Origin of the sequence: Aquamicrobium soli, from assembly GCF_042646345.1 — a bacterium.
Taxonomy (GTDB): Bacteria; Pseudomonadota; Alphaproteobacteria; order Rhizobiales; family Rhizobiaceae; genus Mesorhizobium; species Mesorhizobium soli_A.
Map to the genome: position 1 here is coordinate 144,028 of NZ_JBHRTK010000009.1, position 22,371 is coordinate 166,398.

The window sequence follows — 22,371 nt, forward strand, 5'->3', positions numbered from 1 at the left end:
ACCATGAAAGATCTGCTCGGCCTGATGGGCAAGGCGAAGGAAATGCAGGCCAAGTTCCAGGCCATGCAGGAAGAGATGGCCGCGATCGAGGCTTCCGGCCAGTCCGGGGGCGGCCTCGTCCAGGTGACGCTTTCCGGGAAATTCGACATGAAGGCGCTGAAGATCGACCCCTCGCTGTTCAAGGAGGACCAGGTTGAAATCCTCGAGGATCTCATCCTCGCCGCCCACAACGATGCCAAGGCGCGGATCGAGCAGCTCATGCAGGAAAAGACCCAGTCGCTGACGGCCGGCCTGCCGCTTCCGCCCGGAATGAAGCTGCCCTTCTGACCCCGCGGTTTAGCGGCCGTCTCCCGAAGCCTGATCACGCATTGTAACCGCTCGATGCGGAATGTTGATCGCATTCAACCCCTTGCGGCCGGGCTTCAATCGTCCTCATTAAGGCGTTGGCCATCTTTTTGCCGGAAACTGTCTCATTCTTGCCATGGCTCGGGGGCGGGACAGCAGCAAAAAAAGAGGCCGGTTTGTCGATTTCCCACAGGATGGTCGCCCTGCGACGCAAACTCCCTGCACTTCTGGGCCTCCTGATCTCCCCCCTTCTGGTCGCAGGTTGCAGCCAGACCACCGATAGCCTTTCCACCGCCAGTCTTACGCCAAGCACGAAATCCGGTTTCCTCGGGTCGCGGACCTATGGATACAACGGCAAGGACCGGGAATGCCTGGCGCGGGCGATGTTCTTCGAATCCAACCGCTCGAGCCGCGAAGGCATGGTCGCGGTTGGCACGGTGGTGATGAACCGCCTGCGCTCCGGCCAGCATGGCGATACCATCTGCGGCGTCGTCGGCGAACCGAAGCAATTCGCGCCGGGCGTGCTGAGCCGGCAGATGAATTCTAAGGCGCTGCCGGACGTCATGGCCGCGGCCGACGCCGTGCTCAAGGGCGAGCGCGCGCCGAAGCTGAAAAACGCCATGCACTTCCACACGGCCGGGCTGAAATTTCCCTTCAAGAACATGCACTACATCGAAGTGGCGGGCGGCAACGCCTTCTACGAGAAGCGCGGCCGCAACTGGCAGCCGCTGCCTTCCGAGCGTATTACCATGGTCGCCCTCAACGGCTCGACGCCCTCGGCTTCCAGCGCGACGTCCCGCACGATGGTGGCTTCCGCCGCCCTGCCCGGCGTGAGCGCGCAGGACGAGGTGGCCGCGCCGACGCAGGTGGCCGATGCGACACCGGCGCCGGCGCCGCGTCCCGCCGCCACGGCGGCCGCCCAGCCGCAGGCCCGGCAGGAGCGGGTCGGCAAGCAGGCGCGGGCCGTCCAGGTGGCCATGCGCCAACCCGATTCCGCCCGCTTCGGCGCTTCCGATTTCGACACGGCGCAGCCTTCGTCGGTACCGTTCATGACCGCGTCCGCGTCGAGCGGGAACCAGCCGACGCTGTCCTTCCAGTCGACGCCGACCGATACCGACGCCGTTGCCAGGCTGATCATGAGCGAGAACCGGCCGGTGCAGTGACGGCAACGGCGCGCCGGCTCACCGGCGCCCGCTGTTCTATGCCTGCCATTGGCTTTATACCGGCCTCATGTCCAAGCGAATCGCCGGTCCTGAAATCGAACGCCTGATCCAGCTTCTGGCCAAGGTGCCGGGGCTCGGTCCGCGTTCGGCCCGCCGCGCGGCGCTGCATCTCATCAAGAAGAAGGAGCAGTTGCTGCAGCCGCTGGCCGCCGCCATGGGCGAGGCGGTCGAAAAAGTGCGCGTCTGCTCCACCTGCGGCAATGTCGACACCACCGACCCCTGCATGATCTGCACCGATCCGCGGCGCGACGCGGCGACGCTGATCGTGGTCGAGGACGTGGCCGACCTGTGGGCGTTGGAGCGCGCGGGCGCCATGAACGTGCGCTACCATGTGCTCGGCGGCACGCTGTCGCCGCTCGACGGCATCGGCCCGGACCAGCTGAACATCCGCTCGCTGGTCGACCGCCTGGCCGGCGGCGAGGTCAAGGAAGTGATCCTGGCCGTCAACGCCACCGTCGAGGGCCAGACCACGGCCCACTACATCACCGACCAGCTTTCCGGCCTCGATGTCCGCGTCACGCGGCTGGCGCATGGCGTGCCGGTCGGCGGCGAGCTCGATTACCTGGACGAGGGCACGCTGGCGGCGGCGCTCAAATCGCGCACCGTGTTCTGATGATGACGGCCTTGCGCGTCTTCCCGAGCCGAAAGACCGTTCTCGCGCTTACCCTCCTCATCGCGTTGCTGGCACTGATTGCACCGACGCGGGCCGCGCAGATCGACGGCCAGTTCCAGGCGTGGCTCCAGAACGACCTGTGGCCGCAGGCCCGGGCCGAGGGGATTTCGAAGAAAACCTTCGACGCGGCGCTTGCCGGCATCCGGCCCAACCTGAAGCTGCCCGACCTCGTCATGCCGGGCGAAAAACCGAAAACGCCGAAGAAGCAGCACCAGGCCGAGTTCGGCTCGCCCGGCAACTACTTTGCCGAAAAGACCATCGGCGCGGTGACGGCGGGGGGACGCGCCCGGCTGCCGGCCAATGCCAAAACGCTGGCGGCGATCGAGAAGCGTTATGGCGTCCCCGGCCCGGTCGTGCTGGCGATATGGGGCCGAGAGACCGGCTACGGCGCCGCGAAGCTTTCCTACGACGCCTTCGAGGTGCTGGGCACCAAGGCCTTCATGGCGACCCGCAAGGACATGTTCCGCACGGAACTGCTGGCGGCGCTCCGCATCGTCGACAAGGGCCTGGTCTCACGCGCGGCGATGAAATCGTCCTGGGCCGGTGCGCTCGGCCAGCCGCAGTTCATGCCGACCTCGTTCCTGAAACACGCGGTCGATTTCGACGGCGACAGCCATCCCGACATCTGGAATTCCACCCCCGACGTGCTGGCTTCCATCGCCAGCTATCTCGTCGACTACGGCTGGGTGAAGGGGCGCGACTGGGGATTCGAGGTGACGGTTCCGGACCGCGTTTCCTGTTCGCTGGAAGGACCGGACCAGGGCAAGACCATCGCGCAATGGGCCGGGCTGGGGATCACGCGCGTCGGCGGCAAGCCGTTCCCGGTCGGCGAACTGCGCGCCGAGGGATTTTTGCTGATGCCGGCGGGGCGCGAAGGACCGGCCTTCATCGTCACGCCGAATTTCTACGTGCTCAAGGAATACAACATGAGCGACCTCTACGCGCTGTTCATCGGCCATGCCGGCGACCGCATCGCCCATGGCGACAAGCGCTTCTCGGCCGGCTGGGGAGACGTCGGCACGCTCTACCGCTCCGACATAGCCGCCATGCAGCGGGGCCTGGAGAAGCTGGGCTACGACGTCGGCTCGGCCGACGGCCTGCCGGGCTTCAAGACGCGGCGCTCGATCGGCCTGTGGCAGCAAAAGAACGGGCGCGCCGCCACCTGCTTCCCGGACGCCGGACTGGTGAAGGCGTTGCGATAGTCCGTCAGGCGGCTTGTGACAGCGCCCGGTTGACCTCGGCCAGGATCTCGAACGAGCGCACGCGCGCCGCATGGTCGAACACCTGCGCGGTGACCATCAGTTCGTCGGCGCCGGTGCGGGCCAGGAAGGCGTCGAGGCCCTGCCGCACCGTTTCGGGCGAACCGACGATGGCGCAGGACAGCGCCTGCCCCAGGATGGAGCGAGCCATCGGGTCGAGGCTCTCCGCGTAGCCCTCCACCGGCGGCGGAAGCGGTCCCGGATGGCCGGTGCGCAGGTTGACGAAGGCCTGTTGCAGCGAACTGAACAAGAAGGTCGCCTGCGCATCGGTCGGCGCGGCGACGACGTTGAGGCCGAGCATCACATAGGGCTTGTCCAGGTGCTGCGAGGGCTGGAAGCGGCTGCGGTAGACATCAATGGCCCGCTCCAGTTCGGCCGGGGCGAAATGCGAGGCGAAAGCGTAAGGCAGGCCGAGCATGGCGGCAAGCTGGGCGCCGTAGAGGCTGGAGCCAAGGACCCATACCGGCACCTCCTGTCCCTCGCCGGGCACGGCGCGCACGCGCTGGCCCTCTTGTGCGGGCTCGAAATAGTGCATCAGCTCGACGACGTCCTGCGGGAAGGTGTCGACGCCGTCGCCCATGTTGCGGCGCAGCGCCCGCGCCGTCAGCATGTCGGCGCCGGGAGCGCGGCCAAGCCCGAGGTCGATGCGCCCCGGATGCAGGGCCGCCAGCGTGCCGAACTGCTCGGCAATGACCAGCGGCGCGTGGTTGGGCAGCATGATGCCGCCGGCGCCGACCCGGATCGTCTTCGTGCCGCCCGCGATGTGGGCGATGACCACGGCAGTGGCGGCGCTGGCGATACCGGGCATGTTGTGATGCTCGGCCACCCAATAGCGCCGGTAGCCGAGCCTTTCGGCATGGCGGGCCAGATCGAGCGAGTTGGCCAGCGATTGCGAGGCGGTGCCGCCTTCGACGATGGGCGAAAGATCGAGGACGGACAGCGTGGCCATGAGCGGTTTCCGGAATGAGAGGTCGGACCCGGATATAGGATGCCCGGGCCGCCGCCACAAACCGACGGCCGCTTACGCCGCGATTTTCGCCTTGTCCTCCGCCGGATCGCCGTCCTCGTCCTCTTCGTCCTCCACTGCCGACTGCTGCGCGGAAAGGAAATTGCCGATATTGGCGAGCCCGTCGAAATGGTCACAGAAGACCTTGACGATCACCAGCAGCGGCACCGCCATCAGCGCCCCGACGAAGCCCCACATCCACGACCAGAAAGCGATGGCGATGAAGATGGCGACGGAATTGATCTCCAGCCGCCGGCCGACGACCATCGGCGTCACGAACTGGCCTTCGACGATGTTGCACAACAGCACGAAGGCCGGGGCCAGCATAGCATAGGCGAGGCTGTCGAAGCTGATCAGCGCGATGACGCCGACCATCAGCATGTTAGTGAGCGCGCCGATATAGGGCAGGAAATTGAGCAGGGCGGCGGCCGCGCCCCACAGCATCGGGTTGGGCATGCCGAGCGCCCACAGGCCGAGCCCGATCGCCACGCCGAGGCCCGCATTGATCAGCGAGACGGTCAAAAGATAGCGCGAGATCTCGCGCTCGACATCGTAGACGACCCGCAGCGCCCGCTTCTTCTCGCTCATGCGGGTGAAGGACTGGACGATCTTTTCATAGAACATGGTGCCGGAAGCGAGCAGGAACAGCGACAGCACGAAGACGATGGTGATGCTGGTGACGCCGGACAGCACGCTTCCGGCCGCCTGCGAAAGGATGCCGCTCTGGGCGACGACTACCTTCGAGACGCCAGGCTCCTGGGTCGGTTCGGTCATGGCGCCGATCTGCTCGGATATCTTCATGAATTTCTCGAACGGGCGGCGCAGGTGGTTGAGCTTTTCGCTGACCTGCTGGCCGATCGTCGGCGCATTGTTGATGAGGTCGATCGCCGGCCCGCTGAGCAGGTAGCCCGCCGTGGTCATGAAGCCCACGGAGAACAGCACCAGCAGCGTCGCCGAAATGGATTCGGGCACGCCGCGCTTGCGCAGGAAACGCACGATCGGCGTCAGCGTCAGCGCGAGAAGGAACGCCAGGATGACGGGCATGAAGAAATCGCGCCCGAAATAGAGCGCGTAGACCGTCATCAGGAGGAACATTATCGCCAACATCGACCGTATCCGGCGGATATTGAGTGCTGCTTCGTCGGGCGCATCACCCGAGCCGTTCGAAGGTGCATCGGCTTTCATCGTTCCCCCTGCCAGGCCTCCTCGCCGCACCCGGTGCCGCGTGCGAGGAAGAACGTCGCTCGCCCGCTTCGGTTCCATCGGGGCCGCGCGCGCCTTGCCGTGCCGGATCGGCGATAATGGCGTTTGCCCCGTGACGAAAATCCGGTTAAACCCCGGCCGTCCTTCCACGCCAGCCGGGAACCCATGCCGATGACGGACATCGCAGCCAGCGCCGAAATGCAAGCCGACCTGCTCTCGGCAGCCCTGCCCTATATGCAGCGCTACGAGAACAAGACGGTGGTCGTGAAGTATGGCGGCCATGCCATGGGCAACACCGAGCTCGGCAAGGCCTTCGCGCGCGACATCGCCCTCCTGAAGCAGTCGGGCGTCAACCCGATCGTCGTCCATGGCGGCGGTCCGCAGATCGGCGCGATGTTGACCAAGATGGGCATCGAATCGAAGTTCGAGGGCGGCCTGCGCGTGACCGACGCCAAGACCGTCGAGATCGTCGAAATGGTGCTCGCCGGCTCGATCAACAAGGAGATCGTGGCGCTGATCAACGCCGAGGGCGAGTGGGCGATCGGCCTGTGCGGCAAGGACGGCAACATGGTCTTCGCCGAGAAGGCGCGCAAGACCGTCACCGACCCGGACAGCAATATCGAGCGCGTGATCGACCTCGGCTTCGTCGGCGAACCGGTCGAGGTCGACCGCCGGCTGCTCGACCTTTTGGCGCGCTCGGAGATGATCCCGGTGCTGGCGCCGGTGGCGCCCGGCCGCGACGGCCATACCTACAACATCAACGCCGACACCTTCGCCGGCGCCATCGCCGGCGCGCTCGGCGCCTCGCGCCTCCTGTTCCTGACCGACGTTCCCGGCGTGCTCGACGCCAGCGGCCAGGTGATGCCCGAATTGACGGTGGCGCAGGCACGCGACCTCATCGTCGACGGCACCATTTCGGGCGGCATGATCCCCAAGGTCGAAACCTGCATCGAGGCCATCGAGCGCGGCGTCGAAGGCGTCGTGATCCTCAACGGCAAGACGCCGCATTCGGTGCTTCTGGAACTGTTCACCGAGCACGGCGCGGGTACGCTGATCGTCCCCTGACGGGGACAGCACGCCTCATTCCTTCGGCAGGCGTCCCTCGGCCAGCATGAACAGCCGCTGCGGCTGGACGATGGTGACTTTCTGGCGGCCGCTGCGCACCAGCCCCCTGGTCTCCCACAGGCTCAGCAACCGGCTGACGGTGTGCAGCGTGGTGCCCGTCATTTCGGCGATGTTCTGCCGCGAGATCGGAAAATCGATCAGGATGCCGTCTTCGGATTTCTTGCCGGTCTGCTTGGCCAGCCGCAGCAGCACATGGGCGACGCGCTGCTCGACCTGCTGCGTCGACATCTCGACGACGCGGGTATGGGCTTCCTGCAGGCGGGCGCCGACTGTCCTGTAGGTGCTGGCGCCGAAGGCGGGATAGCGCTCGGAAAACTCTGCCCACAGCCGCCCCGGCCAGGCCAGCACGACGCAGTCCACCGCCGCGATCGCGCTGGCCGGATAAGTCGTGCGTCCCAGCGCATGGGCGATGCCCAGCAATTCGCCGGCGCTGATGTAGCGCACGATCACCTGCTGGCCGTCCGCCGTGGTCTTCACGACGCGCACATGCCCATCGAGAAGGAGAAAGAAGGAATGCGCCTCGGCTTCCTGCTCGAACACCACCGCGTCCTTGGCGACAAGCTGCGAACGGGCGTTCATCAGCACGTAGTCGAGGTCGTGCGGCTCCATGCCCTGGAACTGGGGAAGTCCTGCAATCAGCGAGCGATCAAGATGGCTCAAGCATTTCTCCTACATGGAACCCTTGTTCCGGCGGGGCCGACCGTGTTCTCAGGAAACGGCGCAACTTCACACTTCGACGGTGAAACCGCAAGCTTCGGGGCAAATCGGCATTCTCGCCGAAATTTGCGCTGCAACAAACAAAGTTTGCCCGCCCGCCATATACCTCCCCTCGACCAATAGCTGGCCGCAGTGAGAATGGAGATCGAAATGAAACGGATTATGGTACTTGCAGCGGCGCTGGCCGCGATGACGGTCGCGGGCGCCGCGCAGGCTGCCGACCATCAGGTCCAGATGCTCAACAAGGGCGACAAGGGCGCCATGGTGTTCCAGCCCGACTTCATCCAGGCCGCCCCCGGCGACACGGTCACCTTCGTGCCGACCGACAAGGGGCATGACGCCGAATCCATCAAGGGCATGATCCCCGACGGAGCCGAGCCCTTCAAGGGCAAGATCAGCCAGGAACTCAAGGTGACGCTGGACAAGGAAGGCGTCTATGGCGTGAAGTGCACGCCGCACTACGGCATGGGCATGGTCGCCCTGATCGTGGTCGGCAAGCCGGTCAACCTGGAACAGGCCAAGGCGGTCAAGCAGACCGGCAAGGCCAAGCCGGCCTTCGCCGAGCTTCTCGCCCAGGTTGCCGCCAACTGACCAAAAACGGCGCGGCGCGGGCCTGACCCGCGCCGCCCCATGGCCGGCATCCGGCCCTTGAAAGAACCCGAGCGTGGCCATCCCCCGCACCAGACCCGGCAATTACCCGGCGATCCTATCCTACGGCTTCAGGCCGTTCTTCCTCTTCGGTTCGCTTTATGCCGGGCTGGCCATCCTGCTGTGGCTGCCGCTGTTCTACGGGAAATTCCAGATCGACAGCCTGTTCGCACCGGTCGACTGGCACGTGCACGAACTCCTGTTCGGCTATCTGGCGGCGGTGATGACCGGCTTCCTGCTGACCGCTATTCCCAACTGGACCGGCCGGCTGCCGGTGCAGGGCATGCCGCTGCTGGGGCTGGTGCTCCTGTGGCTGGCAGGCCGCTTCGCCGTCTTCTTTTCAGGCCAGATCGGCTGGCTTGCGGCCGGCGTCATCGACTGCGCCTTCCTGCTGGCGGTTGCCGCAGCGGCGGCGACCGAGATCATCGCCGGCCGCAACTGGCGCAACCTCAAGGTGCTCGTTCCGGTGACGGTGCTTTTGGCCGCCAACATCCTGTTCCACGGCGAAGCGCATTTCGCCGGCATCTCGGACATCGGCCGCCGGCTCGGCATCGGCGCCGCGATCCTGCTGATCACCATCATCGGCGGGCGCATCATTCCAAGCTTCACCCGCAACTGGCTGGTGCGCGAAAATCCCGGCCGGCTGCCGGTGCCGTTCAACCGCTTAGACGCCGCCGCCATCGGCCTGTCTGCGCTGGCGCTGGCCGCATGGGCCTTGCTGCCGGAATGGCCGGCGACGGGGCTTGCCCTGCTGGCAGCCGGCGTCGCCAACCTCTGGCGTCTCGGCCGCTGGGCCGGCCAGCGCACCTTGCGCGATCCGCTGGTCCTCATCCTGCACGTCGCCTATCTGTTCGTGCCGCTCGGCTTTGTTCTCGCCGGGCTCGCCGCCCTTTACCCGGAAACGCTTTCGCCCGCCGCCGGCATCCACGCCTTCGGCGCCGGGGCGATCGGCACGATGACGCTCGCGGTGATGGTGCGCGCCACGCTCGGCCACACCGGACGCGCGCTTGCCGCCAGAAAGGCCGGCTGCTTCGTGTTCGCGGCGGTCGTCGCCGCGGCGGCCATCCGCATCGCGGCCGCGCTCGGCCTGCCCGGCGACTGGGCCATCCACCTCGCTGCCTGCGCCTGGGCGCTGGCCTTCCTGGGCTTTGGCGTCCTCTACGGCCCGATGATCCTGCGGCCGCGCATTTAGCTCTTCGGCCCGGACGACCGAAGCAGGCGGGCGTAAAGCTCGCCGACGATGCCGCGGCGGAACACCAGCACGCAGATCATGAAGATCGCGCCGGTGGCGATGGTCACCGGGAAGCCGGAGGTGGCGAGCGTGTTCTGCAGGCCGACGACGAGCCCGGCGCCGACGATCGGCCCGACCATCGTGCCGATGCCGCCGAGCAGCGTCATCAGGATCACTTCGCCCGACATCTGCCAGGTGACGTCGGTCAGCGTGGCGAACTGGAAGACGATGGCCTTGGTGGCGCCGGCCAGCCCGGACAGCGCCGCCGACATGACGAAGGCCGCCAGCTTGTAGTTGGCGACCGAATAGCCGAGCGAGGTGGCGCGGGCCTCGTTTTCGCGGATCGATTTCAGGATCATGCCGAAGGGCGAATTGACGATGCGCCAGATGGCAAAGACGCCGAGCAGGAAAATCGCCAGCACGACGTAATAGATGTTGAGCGGGTCACGCAGGTCGACGAGGCCGAACAAAGCGCCGCGCGGCACGCCCTGGATGCCGTCCTCGCCTTGCGTGAAGGGCGCCTGCACGCAGAAGAAGAAGAACATCTGCGCCAGCGCCAGCGTGATCATGGCGAAATAGATGCCCTGCCGGCGGATGGCGAAGAAGCCCATGACCAGGCCCATGACGGCGGCGCCGGCGGTGCCGAGCAGGATGCCCGCTTCCGGCGGCCAGCCCCAGACCTTGACCGAATGGGCGCAGAAATAGGCCGCGCCGCCGAAGAAGGCGGCATGGCCGAACGACAGCAGGCCCGTATAGCCGAGCAGAAGGTTGAAGGCGCAGGCAAACAGCGCGAAGCACAGCATCTTCATCAGGAAGATCGGGTAAACGAAGAAGGGACCGGCCAAGAGCGCGGCGATGCCGATCGCCACCAGCGTCCACTCCAGCCGCTCGGAGCGACGGGCGCGGGCTTCCTGAAGCGTGACCTCGACCATGTCAGGCATCCCTTCCGAACAGGCCGGCGGGCCGGACCAGAAGCACAATCACCATGATGACGAAGACGACGAGATTGGAAGCCTCGGGGTAGAAGACCTTGGTCAGCCCCTCCGCCAGCCCCAGCGTATAGCCGGTAACGATCGCGCCGAGGATCGAGCCCATGCCGCCGACCACGACGACGGCGAAGACGACGATGATGAGGTCCGACCCCATCAGCGGGCTGACCTGGTAGACCGGCGCCGCCAGGATGCCGGCAAGCCCGGCCAGCGCCGAGCCCAGCCCATAGGTGAGGGTAAGCAGCAACGGCACGTTGACGCCGAAAGCCTGGACGAGTTGCGGGTTCTCTGTCGCCGCGCGCAGGTAGGAGCCGAGGCGCGTCTTTTCGATCAGCGCCCAGGTGCCGAAGCAGACGATGAGCGAAGCCACCACCACCCAGCCGCGATAGATCGGCAGGAACATGAAGCCGAGATTCATGCCGCCGGAAAGCAGCGGCGGCACCGAATAGGGATTGCCCGACACCCCGTAATAGTAGCGAAACACGCCCTCGAGGACCAAGGCGAGGCCGAAGGTGAACAACAGCCCGTAGAGCGGATCGACGCCGTAGAGTCGGGAGATGGCGAGCCGCTCCAGCACCATGCCGAACAGCCCAACCAGCACCGGCACCAGGATCAGCGCCGGCCAGTAGCCGATGCCGAAATTGACCAGGAGCAGGTAGCCGACGAAAGCGCCCAGCATGTACTGAGCGCCGTGGGCGAAGTTGATGATCTGCAGCATGCCGAAGATGATCGCCAGCCCGAGGCTGAGCATGGCGTAGAACGAGCCGTTGATGAGGCCGACCAGCAGTTGGCCGAGAAAGGCCTGCAGGGGGATTCCGAAGATCATGGTCATGGCACGCTGGTCTCCGTCGAAACCGCAGGCCAGCAAGCAGCCGGGGCGGATGGATGGGACACCCCTTGCACCTTCGTGGCAAGGCTGCTGCAGTTGGAGAACCTGCCGCCTTCGCGGGCTTCATTACCCCCACCCCTGCCCCCTCCCCACAAGGGGAAGGGGGACACCGGCATCAGCGTTTTTCCCGGCCTGACCAGTGCAAGTCGCGCTGCCGCAAAATCCCCCTTGTGGGGAAAGGTGAGGGGTGGGGGTAATGCAATCGACAACCTCTCCGTCATGGCGTCCTTACACCCCCAGCACTTCGTGCAGTTCGGCCATATGCGACGACAGTTCCGCCACCGGGAAGCCGCCTACCACCTTACCGTGCTCCATCAGGTAGAAGCGGTCGGCGATGCGGCTGGCGAAGCGGAAATTCTGTTCCACCAGCAGGATGGTCATGCCGCGCGCCTTGAGTTCCGCCAGCAGGTCGCCGATACGCTGCACGATGACCGGCGCCAGCCCCTCGGTCGGTTCGTCGAGCAGCAGCATGGTGACGCCGGTGCGCAGCATGCGCGCGATCGCCAGCATCTGCTGCTCGCCGCCGGACAGTTTCGTGCCCTGGCTGTTGCGGCGCGCCTTCAGGTTGGGGAACAGCTCGAAAATCTCTTCCACGCTCATGCCGCCCGGGGCTACCACCGGGGGCAGAACCAGGTTCTCGTCCACCGTCAGCGTGGCGAAGATGCCGCGTTCTTCCGGCACGAAGCCGATGCCGGCATAAGCGGTTCGGTGCAGCGGCAGGTGCATCAGGTCGTGGCCGTCGAAGCCAATCTCGCCGGTGCGCTTGCGGATCAGGCCGACGATGGAGCGCAAGGTCGTGGTCTTGCCGACCCCGTTGCGGCCAAGCAACGTGACCGTCTCGCCGCGAAAGACCTCCAGGTCGACCCCGTGCAGCGCGTGGCTTTCGCCATACCAGGCATTGAGGCCGCGGACCGACAACAGGGGCGCGTTCCCGGCCATCAGGCTTGCTCCGTTCCCATATAGGCGACCTTGACCCGCTCGTCGCGGCTCACCGTGCCGTAGTCGCCGGCGGCCAGCACCTCGCCGTGCTGCAGCACCGTGATCCAGTCGCACAGGTCTGCGACGACAGTGAGGTTATGCTCGACCATCAGCACGGCGCGGTCCCTCGCCACCGCTCGGATGATGTCGGAAACGGTGCCGACATCCTCATGGCCCATGCCGGCCATCGGCTCGTCCAGCAAAAGCACCTTGGGATCGAGCGCGAGCGTGGTGGCGATTTCGAGCACCCGCTTGCGGCCGTAGGAGAGGTCGCCGGCAAGCCGCTCGGCATCGCCGTCGAGGCCGACCGAGGCCAGGAGTTCCATCGCGCGCGGCGTCAGTCGGTCGAGCGCGCCCAGCGAGCGCCAGAACTGGGTGGCGAGCCCGCCTGGCCGCTGCAGCGCGACCCGCACATTGTCGAGCACGCTCAGATGCGGAAAAATCGCCGATATCTGGAACGAGCGCACCAACCCCATGCGCGCCACCCGCGCGGCGGAGGTACGGGTGATGTCGCGGCCGAGCAGTTCGATCCTGCCGCCGGTCGGCGCCAGGAATTTGGTCAGGAGGTTGAAGACGGTCGTCTTGCCGGCGCCGTTGGGGCCGATCAGCGCGTGGATCTTGCCGTGATGAACGTCGAGGTCGACATTGTTGACGGCGGTGAAGCCGGCAAAATCCTTTCGCAGGCCGCGGGCGGAAAGCACCACCCGCGGCCCATTTTCGCTATCGTCCGTTGCCGTGGCCACGCTTGTGGCCGCCGTCACTTGAGGTCGCAGCCACTTTCCGAAGCGGGCAGGAACGCCTTGTCGCCCGGAATGGTGGCGAGATAGGTGTAGTAGTCCCAGTCCTTCTTGCTCTCCTCGGGCTTCTTCACCTGATAGAGATACATGTCGTGGACCATGTTGCCGTCGCTCTGCACCTTGCCGTTCTCGGTGAAGACGTCGTTGACAGGCATGGAATGGAGTTCCTTGGCGACCGCCTCGGTTTCGTCGGTCCCGGCCTTGTCGATGGCCTTCAGATATTGCAGCACCGCCGAATAGGTGCCGGCCTGGATCATGTTGGGCATGCGCTTGGTGCGCTCGAAGAAGCGCTGCGCGAATTCGCGGCTCTTGTCGTCGCGGTCCCAGTAGAAGCCTTCGGTCAGCACCACGCCCTGCGCGGCCTGAAGCCCGAGGCCATGCACCTCGGCCAGCGTGAACAGCAGCGCCGCCAGCCGCTGCCCGCCCTGCACGATGCCGAATTCAGCCGCCTGCTTGATCGAGTTCGACGTATCGAGGCCGGCATTGGCGAGGCCGATGACCTTGGCGCCCGAAGACTGCGCCTGCAGCAGGAAGGAGGAATAGTCGGTGGTGCCGAGCGGGTAGCGCACGGAGCCCAAAACCTTGCCGCCCTTTTCCTTCACGAATTTCGATGTCTGCTCTTCCAGCGAATAGCCGAAGGCGTAGTCGACGGTCAGGAAAAACCAGCTATCGCCGCCCGCCTCGACCAGCGCGCCGCCGGTGCCTACCGCCTGCGAATGCGTGTCATAGGCCCAGTGGAAGCCATAGGGCGAACAGGACTTGCCGGTCAGGTCCGTCGTCGCCGCGCCGGTGACGATGTCGATCTTCTTCTTGTCCTTGGAAATGCCCTGCACGGCGAGCGCCACCGACGAGGTGGTCAATTCCATGATGGCGTCGACCTGCTCGGTGTCATACCACTGGCGGGCGATGTTGGAAGCGATGTCGGGCTTGTTCTGGTGATCGGCATCGACGATCTCGATCGGCGAGCCCTGTACCTTTCCGCCGAAATCCTCGACCGCCATCTTGGCCGCCTCCACCGACCACTTGCCGCCGAAATCGGCATAGACGCCGGACTGGTCGTTGAGGATGCCGATCTTGACCTTGCCGTCCGAAATGTCGGCTGCCGTGGCGGGAATGGCGGTGGTGGCCAAAAGAACCGCGGAAACGAGGGTTGTCAGTCGCACTTGGTTGTCCTCCCTTAACGCAGCGCGTCGTCAAGCGGCGGCGGAGGCTGCATGATACCTCTCGAAGAATGAGGAACAGCCGTGCCCTCGTCAAGAACGGAACCGAGGCTGCGGCGTATAATATCGTTTAGCGAGATAAAATACCGTATTTTTGCCGCCTCCCCGATTGCGGAGCGGACAATTTTGGCGATGAATAGGCGCATGGGCAACGCAGTGCATGGCCGGGACGGCAGTGACGCCGACGATTTCGGCGAGTGGGATTACATCGTCGTGGGCGCCGGTTCGGCCGGTTGCGTGCTCGCCAACCGGCTGAGCGCCAATCCGAAGAACCGGGTGCTGCTGCTGGAGGCCGGTGGTAAGGACAACTACCACTGGGTGCATATCCCGGTCGGCTATCTCTACTGCATGGGCAATCCGCGCACCGACTGGTGCTACAGCACGGAGGCGGAAAAGGGCCTCAACGGCCGCTCGCTTTCCTATCCGCGCGGCCGCGTGCTGGGCGGCTGCTCGTCCATCAACGGCATGATCTACATGCGCGGCCAGGCACGCGACTACGACCAATGGCGCCAGTTCGGCAATCCGGGCTGGGGCTGGAGCGACGTGCTGCCGCTGTTCAGGCGCTCGGAAGACCACTATGCGCTGAACGACGCCAACCACGGCCAGGGCGGGCCGCTGCGCGTGGAGCGGCAGCGGCTCCACTGGCCGATCCTCGATGCGGTGCGCGAGGCGGCCGGCGAACTCGGCGTGCCGGCGACCGACGATTTCAACACCGGCAACAACGAAGGCGCCGGCTATTTCGACGTCAACCAGCGCCACGGCGTGCGTTTTTCCGCGGCGCGCGCCTTCCTTCGCCCGGTGCGCAAGCGCGCCAACCTGCGCGTCGCCACCCATGCCCAGGCCGAGCGCATCCTGTTCGAGGGCCACCGCGCCACCGGCATCCTGTTTCGCGGCGAGAACGGTCGCCTGTCACGGGCCAGGGCAGCGGGCGAGGTGCTGCTTTCGGCCGGCGCGGTCAACTCGCCGCAACTGTTGCAGCTTTCGGGAATCGGGCCCGCGCCGCTGCTCAGGGAACACGGCGTCGAGGTGCTGCGCGACCTGCCGGGGGTCGGTGAAAACCTCCAGGACCACTTGCAGATCCGCACCGCCTTCCGCATCCAGGGCGCGGCGACGCTGAACGAGCGGCAGGCGAGCCTGTGGGGCAAGGCCGGCATCGCGCTCGAATACGCGCTGTGGCAGTCCGGGCCGATGGCGATGGCGCCGAGCCAGTTCGGCATTTTCATGCGCTCCGACCCGCGCTTCGACACGCCGAACATCGAATTCCACGTCCAGCCGCTGTCGCTGGAGAAGTTCGGCGAGGCGCTGCACACCTTCCCAGCGATTACGGTTTCGGTGTGCAACCTGAGGCCGGAATCGCGCGGCCATGTGCGCATCCGCAACGCCGACCCGCGCCAGGCCCCGGCGATCGCGCCCAACTACCTGTCCACCGACGGCGACCGCGAGATCGCCGCGCAATCGATCACCCATGCGCGGCGGCTGATGGCAACCGAGCGCATGCGCCGCTACACCCCGCAGGAATTCAAGCCTGGCACGCATATCAGCAGCCCGGACGATCTGGCGCGCGCCGCCGGCGACATCGCCACCACCATATTCCACCCCGTCGGCACCGCCAGGATGGGCAACGACGCGGCCGCGGTGGTCGATCCCGAGTTGAAGGTTCACGGCGTCGAGCGCTTGCGCGTGGTCGATGCCTCGATCATGCCGACCATCGTCTCCGGCAACACCCATGCGCCGACGGTGATGATCGCGGAAAAGGCCTCCGAGATGATCCTGTCGGCCTGATCCTTTACGCTCCCGCCGTCGGCAAAGGCGGGCGGCCCATGTCCGCTACGCCACGCTCGAAGGCTGGACGACGGAAGAGTCCCGACCGTTCAGGCCGCGGCGGCCGGCGCGGCGGGATAGGACCTGGTGCGAAAATTCACCCAGAACCACCATAGAAGCGGCACGGTGACGACGATCATGACGATCGGCCGGAACCAAAGCCGGATCAAGGCGTGCACCTGTCCGAACAAACCGGTAAGGCCAGCCAGGAACAGCAGCGCGGCAAGGACGGCATGCAGCCATCCCCTGCTTCCGTTCTCCCACATGACGGCGATCGCGACCCCGGCCGGCAGGACGAGCATGATGAAGGTGTTGTATTCGACGCGGGGATTGAAGATGCACATGTAGAAGCAGGCCGCCAGGAAGATGGCGAGCCTGCTGGTCTTGCGGTCCAGCTTGCGGTCGTACCAGACGACCAGCCCCAGCGTGGCAAGCGCGGCAACGAGGCGGATGCCGGTCGCCACCGTCTCCGGCAGCGGCATCCCGATGGCGGTGAACGGCGCGGTGAAATCGGCGGGCTGGAACGCCACCGACCGGTGCAGCGACATCGACGTCATCAGCCTGGCGAAATCCTCGTAAAGCATGGTCACGTAGTCCGCCGGCCCGAAGGCATAGGGAATCGCCAGCAGAAGAAGCACCGACAAAAGCAGCATCGGAATGAGCTTCGGCCTCAAGACGCCGATCAAGAGCAGCACCACGATCGCCGTCGGCTTGGCGACGAGGGCAAGCGTGGCCCAGAAAAGCGTTTCGGCCCGCTTGCCGTCCAGCGCCGACAACATGAGCAGCCAGCATGCCCCGGTCAGCAACACCGTCGCCTGACCGTTGCGCATCGCACCCGCCGATACAGGCAGGGCCAGAAGCACGGCATAGGACAGCATCCAGATCCGGTTCGACGGCTGGAGCCGAGCGATCTGGCGCATCACCGCCCAGGTTAGCACGGCAAAACCCAGCAACCGCCAGAGAAGGTCGCCGGCAAAGGGGCCGAGCTTGGCGAACGGCATGAACAGTACCGCGAAAGCCGGCGTATAAAGATAGCCGACCGCGAGATCGAGATTATAGGGCGATTGGCCGGCCGCGAACGCCGCGGCGCCATGCCGATAAGCGGGGATCACCGACCGGTGGTCCGGCGCAAGGCTCGAAATGACCAGGATGACAAGGAAGCTGGTCACCCACAGGATCAGCCCACCCCAATCCACCATCCTCTCGGACCAGACGCGCCTGAACCCCACCATGGTCGATATTGCCCCCGCCGACGGCGAATTTTACCCAAGTTGCCTGCCGCGAGCGCATATCACGGACCGGCGCCTTCGGTACAGCACCTTCACAAACGGGCTTTCGCAAGGATACGGGAGTGGTGCAGAAACTGGTGAGTGAGCCGGGAAATCGCCAGGCACACAGTCCAAATCCGCTGGTGGAGCTGAGGGGGATCGAACCCCTGACCTCGTCATTGCGAACGACGCGCTCTCCCAGCTGAGCTACAGCCCCGTTCAGCGGATGGCGCATTTATGGGGTGCGGCTGGCGCCTGTCAAGCGGCCTGCGCGTCCGCTCGCCGATTTCATCGCACGACTTCGGTCTACCCTACCGCGCGCACCACAGTGCACCGGGCGCGAGCGGCAAGGGTCTTGCCCGCTTCCCCGGCAATGGCTACATGTCGCTCATCGAACGGAGCCTTTAATGAACGCGCTTATCGACACGCTCATCTACGCGCTCAGCCTGTATTGGTGGATCATCATCGCGTCAGCCATCTTTTCCTGGCTGTTCGCCTTCAACGTGGTCAATTCGCGAAACGCCTTCGTGAACAACATCGGCACGGTGCTCTACCGCCTGACCGAGCCGGTCTACCGGCCGATTCGCCGTTTCCTGCCCGACCTCGGCGGCATCGATATCTCGCCCATCATCGTGCTCCTGGTCATCTTCTTCCTGCAGCGTTTCCTCGACAGCACCGTCCGGTTCGCCTTTTATTGACGAGCCCCGGCCCTTCCTGCTGGCGCCGGCGCGGCGGCGGCATCGACCTGTTCGTGCGGCTGACGCCCAAATCGGCGCAGGACCGGCTCGAGGGCGCCGAAACCGCGGCGGACGGGCACAGCTATCTGAAAGCGCGCGTCCGCGCCGTGCCGGAAAAGGGCGCTGCCAACGCCGCATTGGAAAAGCTGGTCGCCAAGGCGCTCGGCGTAGCGGCGTCGAGCGTTTCCGTCAGCGCCGGTGGCGCGGCCCGGCTCAAGACCCTGCATATCAGCGGCGACCCGTCGAATCTCGCGGAGGTTCTGGCGGCGCTGGCCGGACAGCCGGATGGCAAAAAGCCGTCAGGCGAAGGCGGTTGAGCCTCTTCTGCCCCGCCTCTCAGATCGCGAGCCCGGCCTTGAGACCCTCAAGCACCGCCTCCTCGGCGGTACGCGGCGTCAGCGCATCGCCGATGACGTGAACCTCGCCCGAAAAACCGTCGAGTTCGGCTTCCAGTTCGGCAACGCGATCGTGCCCCTGCGACAGCACCAGCGTGTCGACGTCCTCGAAAATCATCGGCTCGCCGGAGGCGGCGTGCTCCATGTAGACGGTCGCGCCATCGGCCCCGTAGAGGCGCGCATAGGGAACGATCTCGACGCCCAACCGGTGCAGGTTGGCGACCATGGTGTCGCGGACATAGCCGTGGATGGTTTCGCCCGCCGCGACGGCTTCCACGCATAGCCGCACCCGGCAGCCGTCGCGCGCCAGCTTTTCGGCCAGCCCCATGCCGATCCAGTCCGCCCGCCAATCGGCGATGACGACGCTGGCGCCGACATTGGCCTGGCCGGTGAGCACCTGCCAGGCATCGACGACATGGCTGTCCTCGCCGCCCTCCATGGCGGGCCGGTGCGGCCGGCCGCCGGTTGCGATCACCACGGCGTCGGCGCCGGCCGCCTCGACCAGCGCCCGCGTGACCGGCGAGCGGCGCTGCACGACGACGCCGGCCAGTTCCATCTCGCGCTGCAGGTTGGTGATGATGCCGCCGAATTCGGCGCGCCCCGGCAGAAGCTGCGCCAGCCGGGCCTGGCCACCCAGTTGGGCTTCGGCCTCGTGCAGCACCACCTCATGGCCGCGCTCGGCCAGGACGGCGGCCGCCTTCATGCCGGCCGGGCCGCCGCCTGCGACGATCACCCGTTTGCGCAACGTCGCCTTCGTCTTCATCCCCAGCGTCAGTTCGCGCCCTGTTTCCGGGTGCTGGATGCAGGAAATCGGGTAGCCCTTGTGGAAATGGCCGATGCAGGCCTGGTTGCAGCCGATACAGGCGCGGATATCGTCGACGCGGCCGTCCTTCGCCTTCTCCGGCATGTCGGGATCGCAGACCATGGCGCGGGTCATGCCGCACATGTCGGCCTGCCCCGTCTCCAGCACCTGTTCGGCGATCTGCGGCTGGTTGATGCGGCCGGCGACGAACACCGGCTTGCCGACGATCGTCTTGAGCGCGGCCGCAAAGGGCGCGGAATAGCCGCCGGAATAGTACATGGGCGGCACGATATGGACCGCCCCCATCAGCGATGCCGAGGTGCCGGCGACGACGTTGAAATAATCGATCACCCCGTCGCCATCGAGCATCTTGCAGAAGGTCAGCACCTCGGCCGTCTCAAGCGTCTGGCTGTCGTGCTCCTCGCCGGTGATGCGCAGCCCGACCACGAAATCGGGACCGGTCTTGGCGCGGATACCGGCAGCCACCTCGCGCAGGAAGCGCAGCCGGTTCTCGACGCTCCCGCCATAGGCGTCCTCGCGCAGGTTGACATGCGGGTTGAGGAACTGGGCGGGCAAATAGCCGTGGCTGGCAACGATCTCGCAGCCGTCGAACCCGGCCTTCATCAGCCGGGCAGCAGCATCGCCGTAACCGGAGACGATTTCCCGCAGCAGTTTCAGGGACAGCGGCACCGGCATGACATGGAAGCGAGCATTGGGCACCGCCGAGGGCGCATAGGCGACGGCCGCCGTGCCGTCCTGCGTTTCCATGATCTCGCGGCCCGGATGGAAAAGCTGGCCGCAAATCTTCGCGCCATGGCGGTGCACGGCCTCGGCCAACCGGGCATAGCCGGGGATGGCGTCGTCGTCAGTGGCCATCAGGATATGCGAGGTATAGCGCGCGGTCTCGTGCACGCCGGACACCTGGGCGACGATGAGGCCGACCCCGCCGCGGGCGCGCGCCTCCTGATAGGCGATCAGTTGATCCGTGACATGGCCGTGATGGGCCATGACCGTGTCGTGGCCTGTGGAGAGGATGCGGTTGCGAACCTCCATCTTGCCCACCCGGATCGGTGAAAAAAGATGCGGAAAGCTGGTCATGCACCCTCACAAGGCTGAGCGAACGCCTGCGAAGACAGGACGGAGCGCTTGGCTACCCGCCTTGTAGCGCAATGCCGGCATGCCCGGCAACGGGCCTCCTGCTCACGTCATGCCGGGGCCGCGTGGCGGAAACCGGAAGGACGGGCGCGGGAGGTGTGGGCTTCAGTACCCCCACCCCCGACCCCTCCCCACAAGGGGGAGGGGAAGCGGGAGCGCGGTACCAAGTCCCCCTCCCCCTTGAGGGGAGGGGTCGGGGGGGTGGGGGTATGCAGCGCGCGGCGACAGCCGGCCTCGCACAAAGAAAAAACCCGGCGGTTGCCCGCCGGGTTTTCCATCAGACGATGAAGCGTTGATTAGAACGCGCGGTCGAAACGAACCGCCACGCCCCAGGCGTCGCCCTTTTCATGAGCGGAGGTCGCAGCGCCGACGAAGCCAACATCACCGGCATGCCAGTTCTTCTGGTTGACGTAGTCAACTTCAGCCGTGACGTTCCAGCCGGGGACGATGTCGTAGGACACGTTGGCCGCAGCAGCGAAGGTCTTGCTGGCGTCATAGGACAGCTGGGCGTTCAACGAGGTCTTTTCGTTGATCTTGTAGGTGCCGCCGCCATAGACAGCCCAACGGCCATCCCAGTTCTTGTAGAAGTCGTGGTCGGTAGCGAAGCCATCGCGACCGTACTTGTGGTTGCTCCACGCACCCATCACCCACAGTTCGACGTTCGAGCCGACGTTGACGCCGAGACGACCCTTGAGGGCGACGGTCTCGTAGTTGCTGTCATAGCCAGCGACGAAGGACGCGCTGCCCCAGCCCTGGGTGTACTTGATGCCGCCGACGATGTGCGGGACATAGCTGTTGATGACGTTGCTGGGGACGAAACCGATGTTGCCCGAGGGGAGCAGCACCAGGCCACCATCTTCGCCGTTGTAGCCCTGCTCGAGCGAGACGATCGCCGAGAAGCCGTTGCCGGCGTCGAAGGTGTAGCTGATCAGGTTGGTGTCGAAGTCGCCGCCGTAGCCGATCAGCGAGTCCTGGATCACGTTGCCAGCGTAGCCGCTGAATGCGTCGAAGGCCGACTCGTCCTTACCAAGGCGCAGACCGCCGAGCTGGACCCAGCCGTACTTCAGCCAGCCATCAACGGCAGCACCGTTGGTCCACTCGAAACGGGTGCTGACATAGGTCGACAGCGTGCCGAGTTCGGTTTCCTGGCCGGTCCAGAAGCGGAGCTCAGCGCGGGTCTTGTAGTGGTACGAGTCGTGCTCATCACCGTCCTGAAAGTCCGCTACGTCGGTGCGGCCGAGCAGATCGCCACCGAAGATGTCCTGACGGATCAGGCCACCAACGCGCAGGCAGGTCTCGGTGCCGGGGATGTAGAAGTAACCAGCGCCGTACACGTCGCAGACGCGGACGTATTCAGCCGGTTCCGGCTCGGCAACGACGACTGCGTCAGCAGCCTGTACGCCGGAAACTGCGACGAGGGCCGCAGCGGAGCCGAGAAGAAGGCTCTTAATGTTCATTTTCTGACCTCCAGTCAAAAGTTAACAAACGGGTCTGGGTAATTTTTTGCTGAAGGACAGCTTTCCCTGCCCCATCCCCACTTAGAAAAAGATGCGCGTCCGCGCCGCTTCCTCTTTCCCGACATTACCCATCGGTCGGAGCCGTTCAACCTCGTTCGTACGGCGACAAGCGCCGGCGCGGTGCTATCGGTTCGGCCTGTTGCAGAAACAGCACATTTTGAGGAGGGCCTAAACACTTCATTAATAAATGAGGCATGCCGACCCCGGCCGAGAGCGGGATTTCGGCCACTTCGCACCGCGACTCACCCGTCGAGTGATTCCAAGCGAGGCGAGCCCGATGCGAAAATCCGCTGCGTTTGCGGGTCTCGAGCTCCATGGATCGTAGCCGCGTCGACGGTCAGTTTCCGACGAAAGCGACCGACCTTACTCACTC

The 22,371-nt window shown here is 65.5% G+C and carries 21 protein-coding genes and 1 tRNA gene; 10 read left to right on the top strand and 12 right to left on the bottom strand.

The genetic code is table 11. The features are described from left to right. Positions 1 to 3: 3 nt before the first annotated feature. The 4 genes from ACFOHJ_RS07480 (at position 4) to ACFOHJ_RS07495 (ending at position 3,443) form a co-directional block, all read left to right on the top strand. Positions 4 to 327: a YbaB/EbfC family nucleoid-associated protein gene (locus tag ACFOHJ_RS07480; RefSeq protein ID WP_378219858.1), complete on the top strand. Its 324-nt coding sequence runs from the start codon at positions 4 to 6 to the stop codon at positions 325 to 327. A gap of 194 nt (positions 328 to 521) precedes the next feature. Further along, a complete protein-coding gene (locus ACFOHJ_RS07485) occupies positions 522 to 1,508 on the top strand; it encodes a cell wall hydrolase (protein ID WP_378219859.1) in 987 nt (328 codons plus the stop codon). 67 nt (positions 1,509 to 1,575) lie between these two features. Continuing rightward, entirely contained in the window at positions 1,576 to 2,181 is a 606-nt protein-coding gene (gene recR, locus ACFOHJ_RS07490; RefSeq protein WP_378219860.1) for a recombination mediator RecR, read from the top strand. Then, a complete protein-coding gene (locus ACFOHJ_RS07495; protein ID WP_378219861.1) occupies positions 2,181 to 3,443 on the top strand; it encodes a lytic murein transglycosylase in 1,263 nt (420 codons plus the stop codon). Before recR ends, ACFOHJ_RS07495 begins: the two co-directional genes overlap by 1 nt. Before the next feature lie 4 nt (positions 3,444 to 3,447). Here ACFOHJ_RS07495 and ACFOHJ_RS07500 read toward each other — a convergent pair whose 3' ends face one another. Further along, entirely contained in the window at positions 3,448 to 4,449 is a 1,002-nt protein-coding gene (locus ACFOHJ_RS07500) for an LLM class flavin-dependent oxidoreductase (RefSeq protein WP_378219862.1), read from the bottom strand. A gap of 72 nt (positions 4,450 to 4,521) precedes the next feature. Continuing rightward, positions 4,522 to 5,691, bottom strand: a complete 1,170-nt coding sequence (locus ACFOHJ_RS07505; protein ID WP_378219863.1) for an AI-2E family transporter — start codon at positions 5,689 to 5,691, stop codon at positions 4,522 to 4,524. A gap of 189 nt (positions 5,692 to 5,880) precedes the next feature. Between ACFOHJ_RS07505 and argB the strand changes: the two genes are divergently transcribed. After that, positions 5,881 to 6,774, top strand: a complete 894-nt coding sequence (argB, locus tag ACFOHJ_RS07510; protein WP_378219864.1) for an acetylglutamate kinase — start codon at positions 5,881 to 5,883, stop codon at positions 6,772 to 6,774. Positions 6,775 to 6,789: 15 nt separating this feature from the next. On the opposite strand, the gene ACFOHJ_RS07515 is transcribed toward argB, so the two are convergent. After that, positions 6,790 to 7,494 carry a Crp/Fnr family transcriptional regulator gene (locus ACFOHJ_RS07515; RefSeq protein ID WP_378219865.1) on the bottom strand — a complete coding sequence of 235 codons (705 nt, stop codon included), beginning with the start codon at positions 7,492 to 7,494 and terminating at the stop codon, positions 6,790 to 6,792. A gap of 207 nt (positions 7,495 to 7,701) precedes the next feature. On the opposite strand from ACFOHJ_RS07515, the gene ACFOHJ_RS07520 reads away from it, so the two are divergent. Next, the gene (locus ACFOHJ_RS07520; RefSeq protein ID WP_378219866.1) at positions 7,702 to 8,142 is read left to right on the top strand and encodes a pseudoazurin; all 441 of its coding nucleotides are present in this window, start codon (positions 7,702 to 7,704) and stop codon (positions 8,140 to 8,142) included. A gap of 73 nt (positions 8,143 to 8,215) precedes the next feature. After that, positions 8,216 to 9,391 carry an NnrS family protein gene (locus ACFOHJ_RS07525; protein ID WP_378219867.1) on the top strand — a complete coding sequence of 392 codons (1,176 nt, stop codon included), beginning with the start codon at positions 8,216 to 8,218 and terminating at the stop codon, positions 9,389 to 9,391. On the opposite strand, the gene ACFOHJ_RS07530 is transcribed toward ACFOHJ_RS07525, so the two are convergent. The 5 genes from ACFOHJ_RS07530 to ACFOHJ_RS07550 form a co-directional block, all read right to left on the bottom strand. After that, positions 9,388 to 10,362 (bottom strand): branched-chain amino acid ABC transporter permease, encoded by a 975-nt coding sequence (locus ACFOHJ_RS07530; protein WP_378219868.1) that lies wholly within the window; start codon positions 10,360 to 10,362, stop codon positions 9,388 to 9,390. The two genes, ACFOHJ_RS07525 and ACFOHJ_RS07530, sit on opposite strands and share 4 nt — an antisense overlap. A gap of 1 nt (position 10,363) precedes the next feature. Further along, entirely contained in the window at positions 10,364 to 11,251 is an 888-nt protein-coding gene (locus tag ACFOHJ_RS07535; protein WP_378219869.1) for a branched-chain amino acid ABC transporter permease, read from the bottom strand. Positions 11,252 to 11,536: 285 nt separating this feature from the next. Beyond that, positions 11,537 to 12,247: an ABC transporter ATP-binding protein gene (locus ACFOHJ_RS07540; RefSeq protein WP_378219870.1), complete on the bottom strand. Its 711-nt coding sequence runs from the start codon at positions 12,245 to 12,247 to the stop codon at positions 11,537 to 11,539. After that, positions 12,247 to 13,029, bottom strand: coding sequence for an ABC transporter ATP-binding protein (locus tag ACFOHJ_RS07545; RefSeq protein ID WP_378219871.1), 783 nt, complete (start codon positions 13,027 to 13,029; stop codon positions 12,247 to 12,249). Before ACFOHJ_RS07545 ends, ACFOHJ_RS07540 begins: the two co-directional genes overlap by 1 nt. 14 nt (positions 13,030 to 13,043) lie before the next feature. Then, complete coding sequence (locus ACFOHJ_RS07550; RefSeq protein WP_378219872.1) at positions 13,044 to 14,246, bottom strand: ABC transporter substrate-binding protein; 1,203 nt, start codon at positions 14,244 to 14,246, stop codon at positions 13,044 to 13,046. 201 nt (positions 14,247 to 14,447) lie between these two features. Here ACFOHJ_RS07550 and ACFOHJ_RS07555 point away from each other — a divergent pair, with 201 nt between their 5' ends. Continuing rightward, positions 14,448 to 16,085 (top strand): GMC family oxidoreductase, encoded by a 1,638-nt coding sequence (locus ACFOHJ_RS07555; RefSeq protein WP_449224164.1) that lies wholly within the window; start codon positions 14,448 to 14,450, stop codon positions 16,083 to 16,085. An 89-nt stretch (positions 16,086 to 16,174) separates the two neighbouring features. On the opposite strand, the gene ACFOHJ_RS07560 is transcribed toward ACFOHJ_RS07555, so the two are convergent. Further along, on the bottom strand, positions 16,175 to 17,356 hold the full coding sequence (locus ACFOHJ_RS07560) for a glycosyltransferase 87 family protein (RefSeq protein ID WP_378219874.1): 1,182 nt from the start codon (positions 17,354 to 17,356) through the stop codon (positions 16,175 to 16,177). A gap of 177 nt (positions 17,357 to 17,533) precedes the next feature. Continuing rightward, positions 17,534 to 17,609 (bottom strand) — tRNA-Ala (locus tag ACFOHJ_RS07565). A 190-nt stretch (positions 17,610 to 17,799) separates the two neighbouring features. On the opposite strand from ACFOHJ_RS07565, the gene ACFOHJ_RS07570 reads away from it, so the two are divergent. Together ACFOHJ_RS07570 and ACFOHJ_RS07575 are read left to right on the top strand one after the other, a co-directional pair. Next, positions 17,800 to 18,090 (top strand): YggT family protein, encoded by a 291-nt coding sequence (locus ACFOHJ_RS07570; protein WP_378219875.1) that lies wholly within the window; start codon positions 17,800 to 17,802, stop codon positions 18,088 to 18,090. After that, positions 18,087 to 18,446 (top strand): DUF167 family protein, encoded by a 360-nt coding sequence (locus ACFOHJ_RS07575; RefSeq protein WP_378219876.1) that lies wholly within the window; start codon positions 18,087 to 18,089, stop codon positions 18,444 to 18,446. The genes ACFOHJ_RS07570 and ACFOHJ_RS07575 overlap by 4 nt, the downstream gene beginning before the upstream one ends. Positions 18,447 to 18,465: 19 nt before the next feature. Here the strand turns inward: ACFOHJ_RS07575 and ACFOHJ_RS07580 are convergent, their stop codons facing one another. Both ACFOHJ_RS07580 and ACFOHJ_RS07585 read right to left on the bottom strand, forming a co-directional pair. Further along, the gene (locus ACFOHJ_RS07580; RefSeq protein ID WP_378219877.1) at positions 18,466 to 20,424 is read right to left on the bottom strand and encodes an oxidoreductase; all 1,959 of its coding nucleotides are present in this window, start codon (positions 20,422 to 20,424) and stop codon (positions 18,466 to 18,468) included. A gap of 353 nt (positions 20,425 to 20,777) precedes the next feature. Next, positions 20,778 to 21,938 carry a porin gene (locus ACFOHJ_RS07585; protein WP_378219878.1) on the bottom strand — a complete coding sequence of 387 codons (1,161 nt, stop codon included), beginning with the start codon at positions 21,936 to 21,938 and terminating at the stop codon, positions 20,778 to 20,780. Positions 21,939 to 22,371 lie beyond the last annotated feature (433 nt).

What these genes read in the sequence shown, in the direction of transcription:
- ACFOHJ_RS07480 (WP_378219858.1), top strand. Translation starts at nt 4, where the DNA reads ATGAAAGATCTGCTCGGCCTGATGGGCAAGGCGAAGGAAATGCAGGCC.
- recR (WP_378219860.1), top strand. Translation starts at nt 1,576, where the DNA reads ATGTCCAAGCGAATCGCCGGTCCTGAAATCGAACGCCTGATCCAGCTT.
- ACFOHJ_RS07495 (WP_378219861.1), top strand. Translation starts at nt 2,181, where the DNA reads ATGATGACGGCCTTGCGCGTCTTCCCGAGCCGAAAGACCGTTCTCGCG.
- ACFOHJ_RS07500 (WP_378219862.1), bottom strand. Translation starts at nt 4,449, where the DNA reads ATGGCCACGCTGTCCGTCCTCGATCTTTCGCCCATCGTCGAAGGCGGC.
- ACFOHJ_RS07505 (WP_378219863.1), bottom strand. Translation starts at nt 5,691, where the DNA reads ATGAAAGCCGATGCACCTTCGAACGGCTCGGGTGATGCGCCCGACGAA.
- argB (WP_378219864.1), top strand. Translation starts at nt 5,881, where the DNA reads ATGACGGACATCGCAGCCAGCGCCGAAATGCAAGCCGACCTGCTCTCG.
- ACFOHJ_RS07520 (WP_378219866.1), top strand. Translation starts at nt 7,702, where the DNA reads ATGAAACGGATTATGGTACTTGCAGCGGCGCTGGCCGCGATGACGGTC.
- ACFOHJ_RS07530 (WP_378219868.1), bottom strand. Translation starts at nt 10,362, where the DNA reads ATGGTCGAGGTCACGCTTCAGGAAGCCCGCGCCCGTCGCTCCGAGCGG.
- ACFOHJ_RS07535 (WP_378219869.1), bottom strand. Translation starts at nt 11,251, where the DNA reads ATGACCATGATCTTCGGAATCCCCCTGCAGGCCTTTCTCGGCCAACTG.
- ACFOHJ_RS07540 (WP_378219870.1), bottom strand. Translation starts at nt 12,247, where the DNA reads ATGGCCGGGAACGCGCCCCTGTTGTCGGTCCGCGGCCTCAATGCCTGG.
- ACFOHJ_RS07555 (WP_449224164.1), top strand. Translation starts at nt 14,448, where the DNA reads ATGGGCAACGCAGTGCATGGCCGGGACGGCAGTGACGCCGACGATTTC.
- ACFOHJ_RS07560 (WP_378219874.1), bottom strand. Translation starts at nt 17,356, where the DNA reads ATGGTGGGGTTCAGGCGCGTCTGGTCCGAGAGGATGGTGGATTGGGGT.
- ACFOHJ_RS07570 (WP_378219875.1), top strand. Translation starts at nt 17,800, where the DNA reads ATGAACGCGCTTATCGACACGCTCATCTACGCGCTCAGCCTGTATTGG.
- ACFOHJ_RS07580 (WP_378219877.1), bottom strand. Translation starts at nt 20,424, where the DNA reads ATGACCAGCTTTCCGCATCTTTTTTCACCGATCCGGGTGGGCAAGATG.
- ACFOHJ_RS07585 (WP_378219878.1), bottom strand. Translation starts at nt 21,938, where the DNA reads ATGAACATTAAGAGCCTTCTTCTCGGCTCCGCTGCGGCCCTCGTCGCA.